Genomic DNA, 16,275 nt, shown 5'->3' on the forward strand with positions numbered 1-16,275 from the left:
CCCTATCCTGCCCGGTATATGTACACGGAACGGGCGATTGCCACTGTGTCCCCATCCTTAAGCGGATACAGCTTGTAAGGTATGAGCAGTTCTCCCTGAAGCTCTGTGCCGTTCTTCGATCCGAGATCGCGAATCGCACAGCCTCCTTCTTCTGTGTGTACGACTTCGCAATGATGCTTCGATACACCTATGCCTTCATCGCGAAGATGCACGCCTTGTTCCGCGCGGCCGATCGTAAAGGGGAACAACGCCAGTATAATTCGATCCGGCAGCACGCTGCCCGCTTCATTCATTTTCTGCAAATGAGGACCCTGAATGCCTGCTGTCGTCTGAGCCGGTTCAGCATCCTGCCCCAACATGACGGTAGCATCTCCTTGGGATTCACTTAACATCGACGTATACTGCGATAAACTGTCGTAATAAGCAGCTCCGCTATGCGTTGCTTGTGCATGATACTCACTTGGATGAACCGATTCAGGCTGTAATGTATCTCCTTGCCTCGTTGCTTCCGCTGAATAAGCGCTCCCCCGCAGCTCCATGGACAAAAAGTCAGGCAACGCCATATCCTTATTGGAGATAACGTCAAAGGTGGAAGCAGGTGCTTGTTCCTCAGCCGGAGCAGCGGCTCCTCTGCGCTTCGACCAACGGTTGCTCCACTTCGCAATCCAGCCGGACAACCATGCGCCGCCGATTCCAACCACAACAACGCTCCATATGAGGGATACAGCCAAAGAGGCAGCCGACGGCGAAGACATATAACTATACCTCCACCCCAATGCGGCTGCGACGATAACCGCCCCCGTGACGATGATAGTATGCTTTTTGACGGAAGAAGCGGTATCTTCTTGCACGGCCTCATCTGTTGAGCCCTTTCTAATCCGTTCTGCCGTGGCAGGCCATGCCAGCTCTACCGGACTTTCCTTTCGTGCATCATCGGCAACGGAATTCGAAGCTTTATCAGGCAAGTAAAACGGAGAAGAGACCTGCTGCACATCATTAGTTGTATTGGCATTATCCTTCCATGTAGACGGATTATCCTTCTCCTCAGGAGAACCTATGATAAGAGACTGCAGCAAGCGGCGCACATCTACTAATGACTTGTCCTCCAGGGACAAAATCTGAATAAGACGCTGAAATCCGTCCCCGTTCCAATTGCTAACATGTGATGACAACAATATGCCCAAGCGGCGTAATCCATCCATTCCAGCCTGCGGATGCAACGGCTCGAGCGTAGGAATATAAGGTACATACAAACTGCCGTTCCACGCATGACTGTCCACATAAATAAACTGCTCATGAAGCAATATGTGATTGGGATACAGCAAGTATGTCCGGCACTCTTCCAACACCCGCACCAGCTGCAGCATCCATTCAAAATATTGGATGGATGTCATATTAGCCGTGCGCAGCACTTGGTGAAGCATCTTTTTACCGCTAATGTCGTATAAAAAGGTTACCTCAAAATCAATTTCTTGAATTTCAAGCGGCAAAAAATGAGGCACGACGTTATGACGCAGCATATTGAACTGATGAGGATCCAGCTCATCAGAATGAATGGGATGTTCACGGCTCAGCAGCATCCCCATCTTGCCTTCATGAACGAAATCCGCTTGATATCCATACAATGTGTTCCCCACTCCTTTCGTGTCCGCCAGATCATAGCAATTTATAACAGCCGGCTGTAATATACCGTAATCGCGGCAGGCAATACAGCCCACATGAACGGAAATGTCGCTTGGCGGGCGGCCTGAAGCTTCAAGGGCATCCACGTCCGAAGCCATATCACTTGCATGAATGCAATGCAGAGCCGCTTCATTCTGCCGTTTCGACCTGCCAGAAGAATGAGCGCGGCAATGACCCCTCCATACAATATCGAATAGATAATCGTTTCCCACGTAAAGTACATCCCCATGAATGAGCCTATCGCGGCAAATAGCTTGACGTCCCCAGCACCAACAGCCCGCACCAAGAACAGCAGCAGCATAAGTCCGAACCCGCCCGCCGCTCCTGCCACACTAAAGGCGATTCCGCTCCATCCATTCATGATGCCATGTCCGATAACTGCCGCAGCACAGGCTGTCATGGTCAATTTGTTAGGAATTTTGCGCGTGAAAATATCGGTGATAAAAGCGGCCAGCAGCATCACGCTGCAGAACCATACCGTCCACATCATGCGGTTCCACCTTTCTTTATTGCATCGTGATCAAAAGGGGGCTTTTTGCACAACCTCTTATTGTAGAATGCCGTTCTCGTTAGCAAAGACGCATTATCGTTACTTCACAGTAAACATCCGCTCTGCACTGCGGCCATCTTCCGTCTTCACGACAAGACGCCATGCTCCAGATGTCGTATTGCCCGAGACGTGCCATTCCCAAAATATATTTCCATCCGTATCGGCAACGGCCCATCCAACATGCTTCGCTTGGCTTTGCCCGCTTTTGTAGAATACGATCAGCTCAACACGTTCATTAGGCTCTACTCTAGCGGTCAGCTTCGCTTTCCTGCCCGGGAGCAACGGTTCCGGCGTTAAACTGACCAATACGGGAACAGACTTGTCCTTTCCTTCGTCTCCCGTCCCATCCGCTCCCGGTGGCGGACCATCGCCAACCCATACGCGCTCGGACGCTCTAGAAACGATGGTAACTCTCTTCATCAAAAACGGGACTCGCATCGGCAGATCATATGCGACTTCTATCGCGACATACGGTTCCTCTTTTTTAATGATGTCTGGCAGCTTAAGATGCGTAATGCGAATGCGCTCCTCTTGAAGCACTCCTTGAATGCCGTATCGGGTCATTAAAGGTTTAAATACCGCTTCGCCAATGCGTCCCTGCCCCCGTTCCCCAGCAGCCTCTGCTTGGCGCTCTGCCCATTCCGTTCCATCCTGCACCCAGTCCTTAATCGGCTCAGGCATTGCATCACCAAATCGCGAGCCGAATTCGCGCACCGCCATTTTCATAGTCATCGCCGGAGGCTTGGACAACCATTTCCCCGCAGTTCCGTGCTCGGTCGAGTCGGGCAGTTGATTCGCCGCTAGACTGATCGGATACATATGAGCGGCCACCTGCTTGACTGCGTTGATGGCAGCCGATTGGAGAGATGTCGAGATTACGGCGGCTTGAATCATAAAGATGAAGAATAAAAATAGCAGAAGCACCATAGGCAGCAATAATGCCGCCTCTAACGTAATGCTGGCACGTCTGTCTCGAATGATTTTAAAGAAATATCGCAGCATCTCTCCCCCCTCATTAGTAAGAGAAGACGGAGGTTTTTTTCGAATACAAGCGGCCATCCGCTATGTCCCCGTCCCATATGCCGGTATGTCCCAGCCACCTCATGAGGCCCGGCAGGAACCACATCGGCATGTTTAATGTCAGCTCCACCTGCCCGTAAGTACCGCGAGTGGACGGATCTACGCCGGTATTTTGATGAATAAGGGCGAGCATGCGCATGAGCATCCCTTCGCGGCTTCCGTGAGCCAGCATGAACAATCGCAAATGATCACTATAGGTCAGCGTCACGGACGGAATGAAGCGTGATATCGGAATTTCATTGCGGGTAATGAGCAGAAGCATGTCCTGGAACGCCTGCTCTATGCCATATACTACTGCTGCCGCTAGAATGAGCAGAGGATTGCCTAGTTTACTGAATTCAACAAAGCCTTCCATCGTCCGTATAGCGAGCCGCATGGTGAAGATTTCACCATAAGCCGCCGCGATATTGCCGATCGGGCTGTTAAATCCGTACAAAATATACTCCACCTCTTGATTGTCAATGCTTAACGAACCCAGCAACTCTTCCCCGGGCTGGCCGGAATTCATCAATGACTGCAGCTTAGTCGGATCGTAGGAAGTAAAATATAAAAAGGCATACTCGTTGCGATACAGCCGCTCCCGCACCATCTCCAGTCCCTCGGCTAGTTGGTCATACAGGGATGTTACCGAATTCATCGACTGCTTGCTCTTATCAATCGCGTCGTCCCCGCTCACATTCCCCATTCTTTCTTCAGAAGCAGGTGTCTCATTGAACTGCGCCACTGCTTCCGCCTTGCTTCTCACCTCTTGAAATGTCTGTTGATGGGCCTGCAGGCGACTGTCCAGATTGGCAAGCATGAACAGCAAATCATTCGCTTTGCTTAACTTTTGATTTGCTTCTTTTTCCATTTGCTTGCGCTCGTTTTCAGCCGCTCTATGCCGACTCAATTCCTGCTCGCGCATATCGATGCGATTGTTGGAGGGATGGATATATTCCTGTTCATACTCTCTCCACAGTTGCCACAGACGGAACACGGATAGTTTCAACGAGTGTGAGGAAACGGACTGATTATTAATCTGACTGGCCGTGGATTGAAACGAATCCGCAGCGCCATTTAATTGGGCCATCTTCATCTGCTGCTGCTGAATCTCCTCATTCCATTCCTGCGCGAACGAGTCGGGCAGCACCAACTGATCGGCAGCTTCATTGATTTGTTGTATCGCTGCGACAATCTGCGCATCATCCGGCATACTGCCCGTATCTGAGTCTGCTGCTTGGCTTACACGGTCATATCCGTCGTATGCGCGACTGGAACGAACCTTCTCAATAACCTTCTTCATATCTTCGTTATATGTACTTGCTTTATTTAAATGAGTGACTGCCTGTTGGAGCATATTCGTATGACCGGAGTGCTGCCGGGATACGATTCGTCGCAATATATAGACGATTTTACGGGAATCGTCCTCGTAATCTTCCGTCTCTCGCTCGTATTGCTTCTCTTCCCCCTCCTCCAGAGAGGCGTCCGAGCGCACTTTCGTTGCGTAATCGTCGTATTGAGCACCAATGTCGGCAGCGGAACGGGTGGACCCTAATGGATTATCCCGCATGATGGATGCCTCATCGGAGGCAATCGTGCGCTCTATAGCGGAAGAAGCTGCATGATTCCGCGTTTTCTTCTGCAAGCGAACGACCTTATCCAGCTCCTTGTTCCGGCGGTCTGCCAGCTTCTGCAGCTTGGCGAGCAGATCCGTCGTCTGAGCCGCTTTTTTCAGTGCGCCTGACATCGGCTTCAACTTACCAGAAAGCTCAAAGGCAAATTGAACAGGAGCTTTGTATTTCATATCATCCAGAATTTGCCGCTCAAATTCATCGTAGCGGCCGAGGGGCCGGGTAATTGTCGTCGTATGGCTGTCCAGCTGTAAAGACACCCAGGGAAACACACCCGTTGATTTGAGCTCATTCTGATCCTGCATCACATACTCCATAATGAGTGCAGGATCGGATTGTCCGTATGCAAACAGCTGATACCGTTCTTGCAGTACTGGCTCGTAGGCTGACATAACCGAACGGATGCCCGACTGCGCTAACACTTCGGTTCTCCATTCGGCTGCGGCGATGCGGGCGTAATCAATGAGCACGGACGTAAACAAAAATATTGCAGCCACAATGAAGATAAGAAGCACGGATACGGACCCCTGAGCATCTGCCCATCCTAAATACCGCTTCAAGTTGCCTCCGCATTTACCGCCCCGCTTCATAGCTCTCCTCCTCTTGTCATTATTTCAAGCACCGTCTTACTGAACTGCTGCTTGCTTAACGACTTCAGCGGCTTGTCCCGCTGAAATCCCTTGTTTATTCCATATTTGCAACTTGGTATACATATAGCGGGACAATTCGACGGAACGAATGAATTCGACTGGCTCAACCACAGCAGCGACGGCCTGTCCTTCGGGAGATACGCGGCTGCCTGTCAAACGTTGAAAGGCTGCTTGATACAGGGGTCTGGTTAACGTCGTCGTCACGGTACGCTCTATCATCGAATTATCGTATTTCATTTCGCCTTGAAAAATGTTCGGCAGAAGCATGGCCGCGCGCTCCAATTTACGTTCGGGCAACCGTTCGGAATTATGCTGTGAAGGTAATGTCACTGCATACAATGTCGCGTCAGAGAAGCCTGCGAATAGCCGGTCTATCAGCTTGTCATCGAATAGACGCCAGTAAAGCCCGTCATGCTGACCAGCTTGAAAGGAGCCGTCCTTGCCATCTTTATAACTGTTATCCCAGAAAGCGGCTCCTCGTTCCGAGGCCAGCGTTGCCGCATGAGAAGTGAGCACACTCTGAAAGATCAATACAGCAAAAAATAGCATCGCAAGCGTACAGTAAAATACAACCGGAAAGATGATGGACGCTTCCAAAGTCATCGTTCCATTATCCGCCGACATCTTCTTTATCCATTGCCGCAGCTTCTTTATAGTGCTCCCCTCCTTTATTGACATTACTCCGCCTGCTCATCGTTATGGCTTAAAAATTTTGTCCGTCTCCTTCTCCGCCTTGCCGATGAGTTTTTCCAAAAATGCAGTAATATTTTTACGGAATACGAGCGCCAATACGACGATAACCGCAATAATAACGACGATTTCCACCATTCCAAGTCCATCCTCTTCCTGCCACAACCGCTTCCCTATGAATTGCCGTTGCATCGCAATAACCTCTTTTCTCTTCAGTTTGTTTGCCTTCTTGCAATGGATTGAATCTGTTATTTCATCATTAATAAAGCAGGCGCCCCAACTACGGCCAATACAACGAGGAACATAAGCATCATCGGAAATACAAGCTTCGTTGAAGCTTCCTCGCCCCGTTTGCGGGCAACCGACTTGCGCTTCTCCCATAGCTGTCTTCCCAAATCCTCCATCGCAAGAACGAATGTCGTGCCGCCACGGCGCTGATTAATAAGAAGCGTGGTGACGAACATCGACACCTCCTGTATCGCGCAGCGCTTAGCGAACTGCTCCATTGCTTGAGGGAAAGAATAGCCGTTCTGCATATCCTTCATCATGCGGTTCAGTTCAGCATACAAGGGATGTTCGGATTGGTCCCGTTTGCGTTCAATGCAGAGAGCCATTGCCTTCTGAGCCGTCTCTCCGGCCTGTACCAGCAGTGTTAACTTGCTTAGCAGCTCAGGCAGCTCCAATTGCAGTTCTTGCCGTTTGCTCTCCGCTTTGTTGATGACGTCCCGTGCACGAGCTAACGGCAAGATGATGCCGAGCAACAACCCTCCCATCATGTTCGTGAAGCTTCCATCGGTAACAGCAGGCATCAGCAGGGCGGCAAGCAGGGCCGCATAAACATATAGCGCCATTTCCGCCATCACAGCCCGATACATCGTATGTGAATGGGCGGGCCCATAGATTTGCATCACGGCTTGACGCAGAGAAGCCAATGCAGGGTGCGTGTCCAAGGCAGGCTGCGCCTTCTCCAGCCACAGGAGCGGCGCTGACAGCCAACGGGCCGTCTTCGATTCGATTCCCATGCTTGCAATCAGCTTGTCGTAACGGACTCTGCTTATCTGGTTCATCAGCAAGTAAAGAATCACTCCCCCTATACAAGCAAGCCCCCATATCCATCGCGGCAGCATGCTTTATTTCACCTCGCTTTCTAAAAGTTGTTCAAAAAGCCCCTTTTTGAACACGCACTTCAATAGTAACAACCAGCTTCCTGCTTATTTACACACGAATATTCATCATTTTTTGGATTAACCATGCTCCCAGCATCAGCAAGGCTAGCGCGGCCGTGGCAATCACTCTGCCTACTCCTTCATACAAAGCCGCCATGAAGTCAGGCGAAGTCAGATTCAGGAACGCCAGGAACAAGAATGGCGCCGCAATCATCGCCTTCATCTCCAGCTTCTTCTGCGCAATCAGCACCTCTATCTCTTGCATAATATCCATTTTCTCACCGATGACAGACGATGTCCGGCGGACGACCTCAATCAAATCCCCGCCCGTTCGCTTGCAAGTGACGAACACGTCGGCGAAATTAGAAATGTCATCCTGTTCCGCACGACGGCTAAAATCCATAATCGCCTGCTCGATCGGTTCACCATTCTCCATTCTCATTGAAATAATGTGCAGCTCCCGTATGACATCCACTTCCGTGCCCGGGTACAGCAGCTTCAGATCATGCCTGGCCTCGCGAAAAGCATTTTCCATGGAACGCCCTGCGGATAACGAAGAAGATATAGAATACAGCGCTTGCTTAAACTGTTGAGTCAACTGCGATCGCTTGCGCTCCAGCAGCGTAACCCGCCGGATACGGGGGTAGCACGTGCCGACAACGGCTAGCACCATCATTGCCAACCAATGCTGGTAGAACAAACAGCCGATTCCCGCCATAACCGATACTCCTGCGCATAGCGCAAAGAGGCGTTCTTTGCGGCTCATTACATAAACGGTGTATTGTGGCAGACTCATCTCAGACCGGTGAGAAGTTTGCTCCATGTACTTACTCCTTTCCATCCTGATGTATAGCCAGTCCTGCCATCTGCAGCTTGTGCCTATGTCGAATAGCATGTTCCGACGCAACGAGAGTGCCTGCTATTTCCCCGTCTTGTTCCCCCTGTTCTTCAAACCGATATAATGACGCCAACACCACGTCTCCCTCTTCAAATCCAAGCACTTCAGCTATTTCCATTACTTTGCGCGTGCCGTCTCGCATTCTAGCGAGATGGACGATTATATCAAGCGCCGATGCAATCTGCTGCCTCACGACAACGATAGGAAGGTGTGCCCCACTCAAGACCATCGTCTCTAGGCGACTCAGCATATCCTTCGTCCCGTTGCTATGCCCGGTCGACAAGGAGCCATCGTGACCGGTATTCATTGCTTGCAGCATGTCAAGCGCCTCTGCGCCGCGCACTTCCCCGACTACGATACGGTTCGGTCTCATCCGCAGCGAAGCGCGAATCAATTCGCGGATCGTAATCGCTCCTTTTCCCTCAGAATTGGCATTCCTTGTCTCAAGCGAGACCAGATTGGGAACCGTACGAATCTGTAATTCCGCAGCATCTTCTATCGTGATTACTCGTTCATCGTCAGGAATATATTGCGAGAGTGCGTTCAAAAATGTCGTCTTCCCCGAGCCCGTTCCCCCGCTAATGAAAATGTTGTATTTTGCTTGAACTAGTGTCTGCAGCAGCAATGCCGCTTCTCCATTAATCGCTCCGATGTCCACGAGGTCTTCCATAGTGAGCGGCTGAGCCGGAAATTTACGAATCGTTACTGTTGGCCCCTTCAGAGCAATGGGCGGCAGAACGACATGCACTCTAGACCCGTCGGGCAACCTCGCATCCACGATGGGCGAAGACTCATTCACCACCCGGTTCACTTGAGATACGATAGCTTGTATGATATCTTCCAGCTTATCGCGGCTTTCAAAGCCAAGCGTCAACTTCTCCATACAGCCGCTCCGTTCAATGAACAGCTCGTGATGGCTGTTAATCATAATTTCCGTAATCTCGGGATCGTCCACTAGCGGCTGCAGCGCATCCAGTCCACGGAAGGCATAGAACACTCTGCTGACTAGCTGATAGAGCGTGTCGGAAGTGAAATGTCGCGCTTCTTCACAAGCGAACAACGTCTGCTCGATGCGTTCCGTCAGTGCCTCATCGATAAGCGGTTCTCCCCATTCCAGACTGTCCCTTACCCGCTGACGCACAAGAAGATAGACGGCTTCCAACTCATCGGGTTGACGAGCCGCGCTCAATACAGTATCGCTTCCATTCGTCATTGCGCCGTTCTCCTTAACGAATCGAGCCCTGTCAGATTCAAGTGAGTGTGCGCCCAATTCGCCAGTGTTGACTCGAATACCGTCGATTGGAACCATTGTTCCGGTCTGTGAATCTGTTTCCAGGTAGGAATATATGGAAGAAATCCACTAACGACCGCCTCACGATACGTCCAGCGGTTCATCAATGTCCCCATGTAGCGGTTTACAATCAATCTCATTTGCTTAGGTCGCCGGCGAACTGTCTCATCTTCCGCATCCATCCATTCCTGAAAAATAAGCTGGGATTTGAGCATATGCCCCATCTCGTCGTGCAGCAGCCAAATGACCTCACCATTCATGCTCCACACGGCTTCAAACGGCCGATGCTCGTGTCCACCTTCGACTATAATCAGATCGTAACGGCCGCTGGCTTGAATACAGTGAAGCAGCCGCTGCATCAGCTTGAGGTCAATTACACCCCATTCCTCCATCATGTGCAGCGGGTCGAACGTGCTTGCCCCAAGTGCTGGCAATGAAACGGTATACTGCTCCAATGGCACAGGAAGCCGCTTGTCGCTCTCTTGCTCACGTTTTAAATAGTAAAAAAGCTGAGACAAGGAAGCAGAAGCTTCGTCTGCTTCTCCCCGTGGCTGCCGCAGAAGCGAGTATTCTTGAATCGGATCGATATTCAGAAGGAAAGTTCGCTGCCCTAAGCCAACTGCATGCTTGGCAAGATGAAACGCGACGGTCGTCTTCCCTGCTCCTCCCCCTGCAGAGGTAATCCCGACAATGCGGCATGGGTGTGCTAATGATTGATCGGCGGCTTGCGATAGCTCTAATTGACAACGCTCTGTAATGATGTGAAATAATCGGGAAAGCGGCTGATACGGATTCTCGACAATAAAAGGAAACGTAAATTCTAATGCTCCGTCATCTGTTGATAACGCCATAACGAGTATCCCGCTCACATCTTCCTGCGTTAATTCCTGAAGGAGCTCTGGCTCCGATACAAGCATATGAATCCCGGGCTTCAACCGTAAATAATGACGCAGCGTATCACGCTGGGTAAACACACGCAGATGAAGTGACTCACCATAATTGGAATGCTTCCAATAATCCGTAACCCCGTCCAATATGCGCTTATGTTGATGAGCGATGACGATATCCCACCTGCTCATACTTTTCTTCTCTCCTTTCCACTTCACCGCATCGAATTCCAAGCACAAAAAAAGCACCGCCACCAAGCTGACATGCAGAACATGCCATTAGCTCGATGACGGTGCTTCCGTACAATCGTTCAATGTGAAGTTATTCCTACAGTACCATATTTTAATGGTATGTGCAATATCCCGTTGTTTTGACTGCGCTAAAACAAAATGCCCGTACTCCTCACATCAGGAATACGGGCATTTCTCGTTACGGATTGAATCCGGCTAATTGTTGCCTAGTATTTAAATTGCGACAGCTTGTCTTTCAAGCTTACGGACACGTCTTCCAACTGTTGGGACAGTTCGACCAACCGGTTGGAAATATTCAGCTGCTCCGTGCTTAACGATGCCACCTCTTCAGAAGTAGCAGATGCTTCTTCCGCAACCGCGCTCACATTGCTCATCGCTTCAACAAGCGTGGATTGCGCTTCATTCAACCGTTCAATCGAACCGGTAACGTGGCTGAGCTCTTGAATCATGCCACCCATCTGATTCTGAACGGTTCCAAAGATGACATCCGTCTCATTTACAGCTTCCGCCTGCTTCTGGAACATCGGAATCGCTTCAGACAATGCTTGGACTGTCTCGGTAATTTCCAGCTGGATACGCTCGGTAATTTGGCCGACGACATCGATGGACTGACGTGATTGTTCCGCGAGACTGCGGATTTCATCGGCCACGACCATAAATCCTTTGCCTGCCGTTCCTGCACGTGCGGCTTCGATCGTAGCGTTCAGAGACAAAATATTCGTCTGCTTCGTCATGTTATGAAGCACTTCCAATATTTTACGAATCGATTGCGTGCTTTCACTCAGCGTGTTGACCTTATTAGCCAAAGAGCGCATCATTTCTCCGGTCGACGTAGTCCGCTCCATCAAAGAGGTCATATTCGACGCACCCAATTCACTTGAATCCGCCACCGCTTGCGCAGAAGCATCCATTTGCTCGTTCGCTCCAACAACCATCTTCATTTGCGAAGCCATATTATGCGTCAGATCATGTCCTCGCTCGGCTTCTACGGCCAAGGAAGTGGCTCCCTTCGCAATCTCCTCCGTCGCAACGGCGATTTCCTTCGCGGAAATGGCTGTCGTTCGTGATGCTTCGGACAAAGACGTTGCCGTTTCCAGCACGGCGCGCGCGCTCGCATCCGTACTCTGCACGAGCATCGTAATCTGCTCCATCATAATATTAAAGCCTTGCGCCAATTGACCGATTTCATCTTTGCTCTTCGACGTTGCCCGCACGGAGAGATTCCCCTCCGCCCCCTCATTCATCAAGTTGCGCAGCTTCACCAGCGGTGCTGCCACCCATTTAATGACGAGCCAGCCGATAACAGCAGCAAGCAACGCTGCAGCAGCCATCGATATGAAGGTCAAGGTCAGGATACTTTTCGCGTCCTTTACCAATTCCTCAACAGGCACTGCTCCTACGAGAACCCACTTGTTCGATTTCATCTGATCGTACACGAGCAGCATGTCACCACTGTCATCTGAACGGACCGTCGTTCCCCCGCTTAACGACTTTTTGCCTTCTTCTGCCTTAGGCTGCAGCCAATCCGGCGCGGCAGTCGTCAATGCCTTCGCGTCTTGGGCAAACATATATTTCCCTTGCTGATTCAAGAGTTGAATCGTTGAACCATCACCGATATCGATATCTTCCAAGGAATCGCTAATCGCTCTCAACTTAATTTCCAAGAAAATGATATATTCCGCTTCGCCGGAATTCAAATCACGCATCGGTCTTGCAATACCGAACGTAGACTCAGGCGAATTATCGACACCCTTCGGCATCGTGCCTACCCAGATTGATTGCCCGTTGCTGTTCTTGGCCTCTTCGAACCAAGCGTTCTTCTTAATATCCTGGATGCCTTGTCGTACGCCCATAGCTGATAACGGTGTACGATCTGAGTTAATCGGAATGAGGTACACGTTCTCGATAAGCGAATTGCCTACGCTATAGGTCTGAAGCGTTTTCTGAACCACATCCGTCATCTGAATCATGTCGTAGGTTCCGACCTTCAATCCGCGCATCGTCTTCAGCGATGAGGTAAGGTTCGGATCGAACATAATTTGCATCGTCATATTGTTAAATTGGGTAAGCTGCATATCAATCTTCTGCGTAGCCTGCACCATCGTCTGGTAGCTTGAATTCGTTACGCGCTTCTCAATCGCATCTTTCGACACCATATAGGAAAACATACCTACGCCAAATACGAACACGATAATACTGACGACAAACAAAAGGAACAGCTTCGCGCCGACCGAACGAGCCGGATTTTGGACAATCTTAGACGTAAGCGTTTTCCAACTCCATTGCTTCTTGCGTTGTTTCCCCTGATTCCCCTTCAACCGATTCATCTCCTTATCTCTGAATCATTCTTTGCTGTGTAAGTTAAAGCACCCTATCCCATGAAGCCTCTCATGAGAGGATAAGGTGCCAGGCATTACATATGTATAACCTGCTCCCAGATCGTGAGCGCGGCTATGAGCACTCTTCTCCCAGATCGAATGCGTGCACAACATCAAGCTTCGTTACATTCACCTCGCGGTAAAATTGAAAATCGGGATGTTCCCCGACTAGCTTATCTCTGGCGGCATGACGCAGCTCCTCGACGGTCATCGGCTCCTCCGCGCCAATAACCAGCTGATCCACCCGCTCTTTGTCACTGTAATCAAAGTCGACGGTCTGACTGGTTACATCCACAACGTGAATATACCGGTTCGGGTGGTACCCCAAATGCTTGAACGCTTCATTTAATTTCTCGTAATTCATCGTTATGAACTTCACCTTTCTTTGCTGTGCTACTTTTGCAATACACTATTATAATATCGGTCAAATGGACCTATTTCACAATAGCTTATGCAACATTTTCCTCATTTTTTTGCATCTATGCTGAAAAAATGTTCATAACGAACAAACACACCTGCTATTATACAGGTGCGTTTGTCGACAAAATAGGAACTACGCCTCATGCGATGGTGGGGGGGATACAAATACAATCAGCGTATCTTCCGTCTGGCGTTGCGGTTAAAAACGCATACACCCTATCTATTTCATAGTGCCTGATTAAATAGCTGAATTAAAGGAAATCGATCACAGCATGATGCAAACATTCGAATCATTTATTTCACTTCATTATTGTTCACTTCTGCCTCAAGCTCGTTATCAGACGCCTCGCAACGCACTTCTTCCTTCTCCGTAAACAGCTTGCGAATTTCGTCCCGCTGTTTCTTCGATACGAGCACGTAAGCCACATCGCCGGCTTGCAGCTTCGTCGTCCCTTTCGGCGCAATCATCTCTTCTCCGCGAATAACTGCGGTGATCAAGGTGTCGTCCGGCAGCTTCAATTCATGCAGAGGGCGATTCTCAACGCTTGCACCTGGCTCAATCGTCTTCTTCACCATATCCATATTCGTCTTTCCGACAGACACCAGTTCAAGCGCATGCACCGCTTCGCCCGGAGCATCCCCCGATAATCCCAACCGTTTGGCCAGAGGTGAAATCGTTGCTCCTTGAATGAGGGCGGACGTCAGGACGACAAAGAATACAACGTTGAAGAACAATTGTCCATGCTCTAGCCCGGCAATCATCGGATAGGTGGCCATGACGATAGGCACCGCTCCTTTCAACCCCGCCCAAGCAATCAGCGTCTTCTCCTTCAGTGAGAATTTGCTAATAATCAAGCTGATGAACACGCCGATCGGCCTCGCGACAAACATCAAGATGATAGAAAGCACGATCCCCTGCCAGGCTACTTCCACCAACTGATGTGGGAACACAAGCAATCCAAGAAGAATAAACATCATAATCTGCATCATCCAGGCAAAGCCTTCATTGAAACGGACGATGGTGAACCGGTATTGCAAATCGGCGTTCCCGAGCACTAATGCCATCACGTAAACGGCTAGAAATCCACTGCCATGCAGCAAACCGACGCCGCTGTATGTAAAGATGGCGAAGCCGATGGACAATACCGGATAGAGCCCGGATGTATCAAGTGAGATGCGGTTCAAGATTTGGATGGCGATCCACCCCGCCAACAAGCCAAGACCTAGGCCTAAGCCCATTTGCCATAGGAAGGAGAGCAGCATGTTCCACAGTGACATGTCCGGTACTTGAATAAGTTCAATGAATGAGATCGTGAGAAATACCGCCATTGGATCGTTCGTTCCCGATTCTGCCTCCAAGGTAGACGTCAGCTTCTGCTTTACATTCTGAGTCCCCAGCACGGCGAAGACGGCCGCGGCGTCGGTAGAGCCGACGATGGCGCCGATCAGCAGCCCTTCCCGCCAATCAATATTCAAAATATAGACGGCGCCTACGCCAAACACAACGGCCGTAATGACAACCCCTAATGTTGCCAAGACGACGGAGGATCCAATAACCGGGCGAATGTGCCTCCAATTCGTCTGCATCCCGCCATCAAATAAAATAATGATCAGAGCCAAAATCCCGAATAGCTGCGTCAACTTGGCATTATCGTAAAAAATAAACGGATTCAAGGCCATACCGACTATAATGAAAAAAACAAGGGACGGCACATTGAATCGGTTCGAGAATTTGGCACTGATCACCCCGGCTAACAATAAGCCCCCGAAGAGAAATAACAATCCGTCAGTCGTCCACAAGACGGCATCACCCTTTCATGTGATAATTCTTAGATGAGTGTTGAGATAACGCGCAACAATGCGGCGTTGATCCTTCATGATGCTTTGCAATTCAATAAAGGAATGAGGCAGGGGGCATTGGGTTATGGAAGCCAAGTAAACTTATACCAGGCGCATATGCCTATTCATTATATCGTAACCAATTTAGACAAATCAAAAAAAGCCGAAAACGTTGAAGTGTTTACGGCTCTTTCGCTTCATGACGGGAAACAGAAGGGTTAAGGTCAAATGTTCACAATCGTCGGCTTATTTTCCGAAAATGAGAAGGCGAAACGCCTATACACTTTTTAAACATGCGCGAAAAGTGGGTCAGATCACGGAATCCCACCGCCCGGCAGGCCTCAGCGATGGTAACGTCAGGCTTGAGGAGCTGCTCTGTGGCATGCTGGAGCCGCAAATCATTTAAATACTCGTTAAAGGTCTTCCCGGTATAGGCTTTAAATACATCACAAAAATAGGTTTTGGACAAAGAGGCGTGACGGCATATTTGATCAAGACGAATCTCTTCGCGATAATGCTTCTGCACGAAGTCAATCGAAAGCCAGCACCGCATCGCGGCAACGGTTGAGACGATCCGCTTCCTTAGGTATCGTGGGAGCAGCGTCTCCCTCCTCTCGCTCCGCCTTGCGAATGCGGCTAATAATGACGAGCAGCTTCAGCAGATTGGCCTTCATGATGAGACCATAATGCGGCGTCTTCATCCGAAATTCCTTCAGCATTTCATCGAGGATGTGACGCACTTGGAGATCATCTTCGCCAATAAGCCTCACATGCATAAGCTGCTTGCCTTCTTCAGCCAAGAGCGGCTGCAAATATCGATAATCCAAGCAATCCTCCTGCAGCATCGGTTGATTAAAGCGATCATTAATATATATAGGAAG

General features: G+C 49.8%; 16 protein-coding genes. 1 reads left to right on the forward strand and 15 read right to left on the reverse strand.

Going from position 1 to position 16,275, the window contains the following annotated elements:
* Nucleotides 1–2: 2 nt before the first annotated feature.
* The 13 genes from LQV63_RS05675 to LQV63_RS05735 all read right to left on the reverse strand — a co-directional run bounded on the left by LQV63_RS05675 (nucleotide 3) and on the right by LQV63_RS05735 (nucleotide 15,355).
* On the reverse strand, nucleotides 3–1,625 hold the full coding sequence (locus LQV63_RS05675) for a DUF6382 domain-containing protein (RefSeq protein ID WP_233695979.1): 1,623 nt from the start codon (nucleotides 1,623–1,625) through the stop codon (nucleotides 3–5).
* 41 nt (nucleotides 1,626–1,666) lie between these two features.
* Nucleotides 1,667–2,173, reverse strand: a complete 507-nt coding sequence (locus LQV63_RS05680; protein WP_233695980.1) for an A24 family peptidase — start codon at nucleotides 2,171–2,173, stop codon at nucleotides 1,667–1,669.
* 99 nt (nucleotides 2,174–2,272) lie between these two features.
* The gene (locus LQV63_RS05685; RefSeq protein WP_233695981.1) at nucleotides 2,273–3,235 is read right to left on the reverse strand and encodes an AAA family ATPase; all 963 of its coding nucleotides are present in this window, start codon (nucleotides 3,233–3,235) and stop codon (nucleotides 2,273–2,275) included.
* A 13-nt stretch (nucleotides 3,236–3,248) separates the two neighbouring features.
* Complete coding sequence (locus LQV63_RS05690; RefSeq protein ID WP_233695982.1) at nucleotides 3,249–5,513, reverse strand: acyl-CoA cholesterol acyltransferase; 2,265 nt, start codon at nucleotides 5,511–5,513, stop codon at nucleotides 3,249–3,251.
* Between the two features lie 36 nt (nucleotides 5,514–5,549).
* A complete protein-coding gene (locus tag LQV63_RS05695; RefSeq protein ID WP_233695983.1) occupies nucleotides 5,550–6,251 on the reverse strand; it encodes a pilus assembly protein in 702 nt (233 codons plus the stop codon).
* Nucleotides 6,252–6,269: 18 nt separating this feature from the next.
* On the reverse strand, nucleotides 6,270–6,455 hold the full coding sequence (locus tag LQV63_RS05700; RefSeq protein ID WP_019423001.1) for a Flp1 family type IVb pilin: 186 nt from the start codon (nucleotides 6,453–6,455) through the stop codon (nucleotides 6,270–6,272).
* A gap of 56 nt (nucleotides 6,456–6,511) precedes the next feature.
* A complete protein-coding gene (locus LQV63_RS05705; protein ID WP_233695984.1) occupies nucleotides 6,512–7,390 on the reverse strand; it encodes a type II secretion system F family protein in 879 nt (292 codons plus the stop codon).
* An 88-nt stretch (nucleotides 7,391–7,478) separates the two neighbouring features.
* The gene (locus LQV63_RS05710; protein ID WP_233695985.1) at nucleotides 7,479–8,252 is read right to left on the reverse strand and encodes a type II secretion system F family protein; all 774 of its coding nucleotides are present in this window, start codon (nucleotides 8,250–8,252) and stop codon (nucleotides 7,479–7,481) included.
* Nucleotides 8,253–8,256: 4 nt separating this feature from the next.
* A complete protein-coding gene (locus LQV63_RS05715; RefSeq protein WP_233695986.1) occupies nucleotides 8,257–9,540 on the reverse strand; it encodes a CpaF family protein in 1,284 nt (427 codons plus the stop codon).
* On the reverse strand, nucleotides 9,537–10,697 hold the full coding sequence (locus LQV63_RS05720) for a ParA family protein (protein WP_233695987.1): 1,161 nt from the start codon (nucleotides 10,695–10,697) through the stop codon (nucleotides 9,537–9,539). The genes LQV63_RS05715 and LQV63_RS05720 overlap by 4 nt, the downstream gene beginning before the upstream one ends.
* A 266-nt stretch (nucleotides 10,698–10,963) precedes the next feature.
* Nucleotides 10,964–13,075: a methyl-accepting chemotaxis protein gene (locus tag LQV63_RS05725; protein ID WP_233695988.1), complete on the reverse strand. Its 2,112-nt coding sequence runs from the start codon at nucleotides 13,073–13,075 to the stop codon at nucleotides 10,964–10,966.
* A 133-nt stretch (nucleotides 13,076–13,208) separates the two neighbouring features.
* Nucleotides 13,209–13,499: a hypothetical protein gene (locus tag LQV63_RS05730; protein WP_019422994.1), complete on the reverse strand. Its 291-nt coding sequence runs from the start codon at nucleotides 13,497–13,499 to the stop codon at nucleotides 13,209–13,211.
* A gap of 350 nt (nucleotides 13,500–13,849) precedes the next feature.
* Entirely contained in the window at nucleotides 13,850–15,355 is a 1,506-nt protein-coding gene (locus tag LQV63_RS05735) for a potassium/proton antiporter (RefSeq protein ID WP_233695989.1), read from the reverse strand.
* Nucleotides 15,356–15,388: 33 nt separating this feature from the next.
* Between LQV63_RS05735 and LQV63_RS05740 the strand changes: the two genes are divergently transcribed.
* Nucleotides 15,389–15,616, forward strand: a complete 228-nt coding sequence (locus LQV63_RS05740; protein WP_233695990.1) for a hypothetical protein — start codon at nucleotides 15,389–15,391, stop codon at nucleotides 15,614–15,616.
* 10 nt (nucleotides 15,617–15,626) lie between these two features.
* Here the strand turns inward: LQV63_RS05740 and LQV63_RS31980 are convergent, their stop codons facing one another.
* Together LQV63_RS31980 and LQV63_RS05745 are read right to left on the reverse strand one after the other, a co-directional pair.
* The gene (locus tag LQV63_RS31980; protein WP_407672893.1) at nucleotides 15,627–15,947 is read right to left on the reverse strand and encodes a helix-turn-helix transcriptional regulator; all 321 of its coding nucleotides are present in this window, start codon (nucleotides 15,945–15,947) and stop codon (nucleotides 15,627–15,629) included.
* Nucleotides 15,925–16,221, reverse strand: a complete 297-nt coding sequence (locus tag LQV63_RS05745; protein WP_233695991.1) for a hypothetical protein — start codon at nucleotides 16,219–16,221, stop codon at nucleotides 15,925–15,927. Before LQV63_RS05745 ends, LQV63_RS31980 begins: the two co-directional genes overlap by 23 nt.
* Nucleotides 16,222–16,275 lie beyond the last annotated feature (54 nt).

Origin of the sequence: Paenibacillus profundus, from assembly GCF_021369635.1 — a bacterium.
Classification (GTDB): domain Bacteria; phylum Bacillota; class Bacilli; order Paenibacillales; family Paenibacillaceae; genus Paenibacillus_B; species Paenibacillus_B profundus.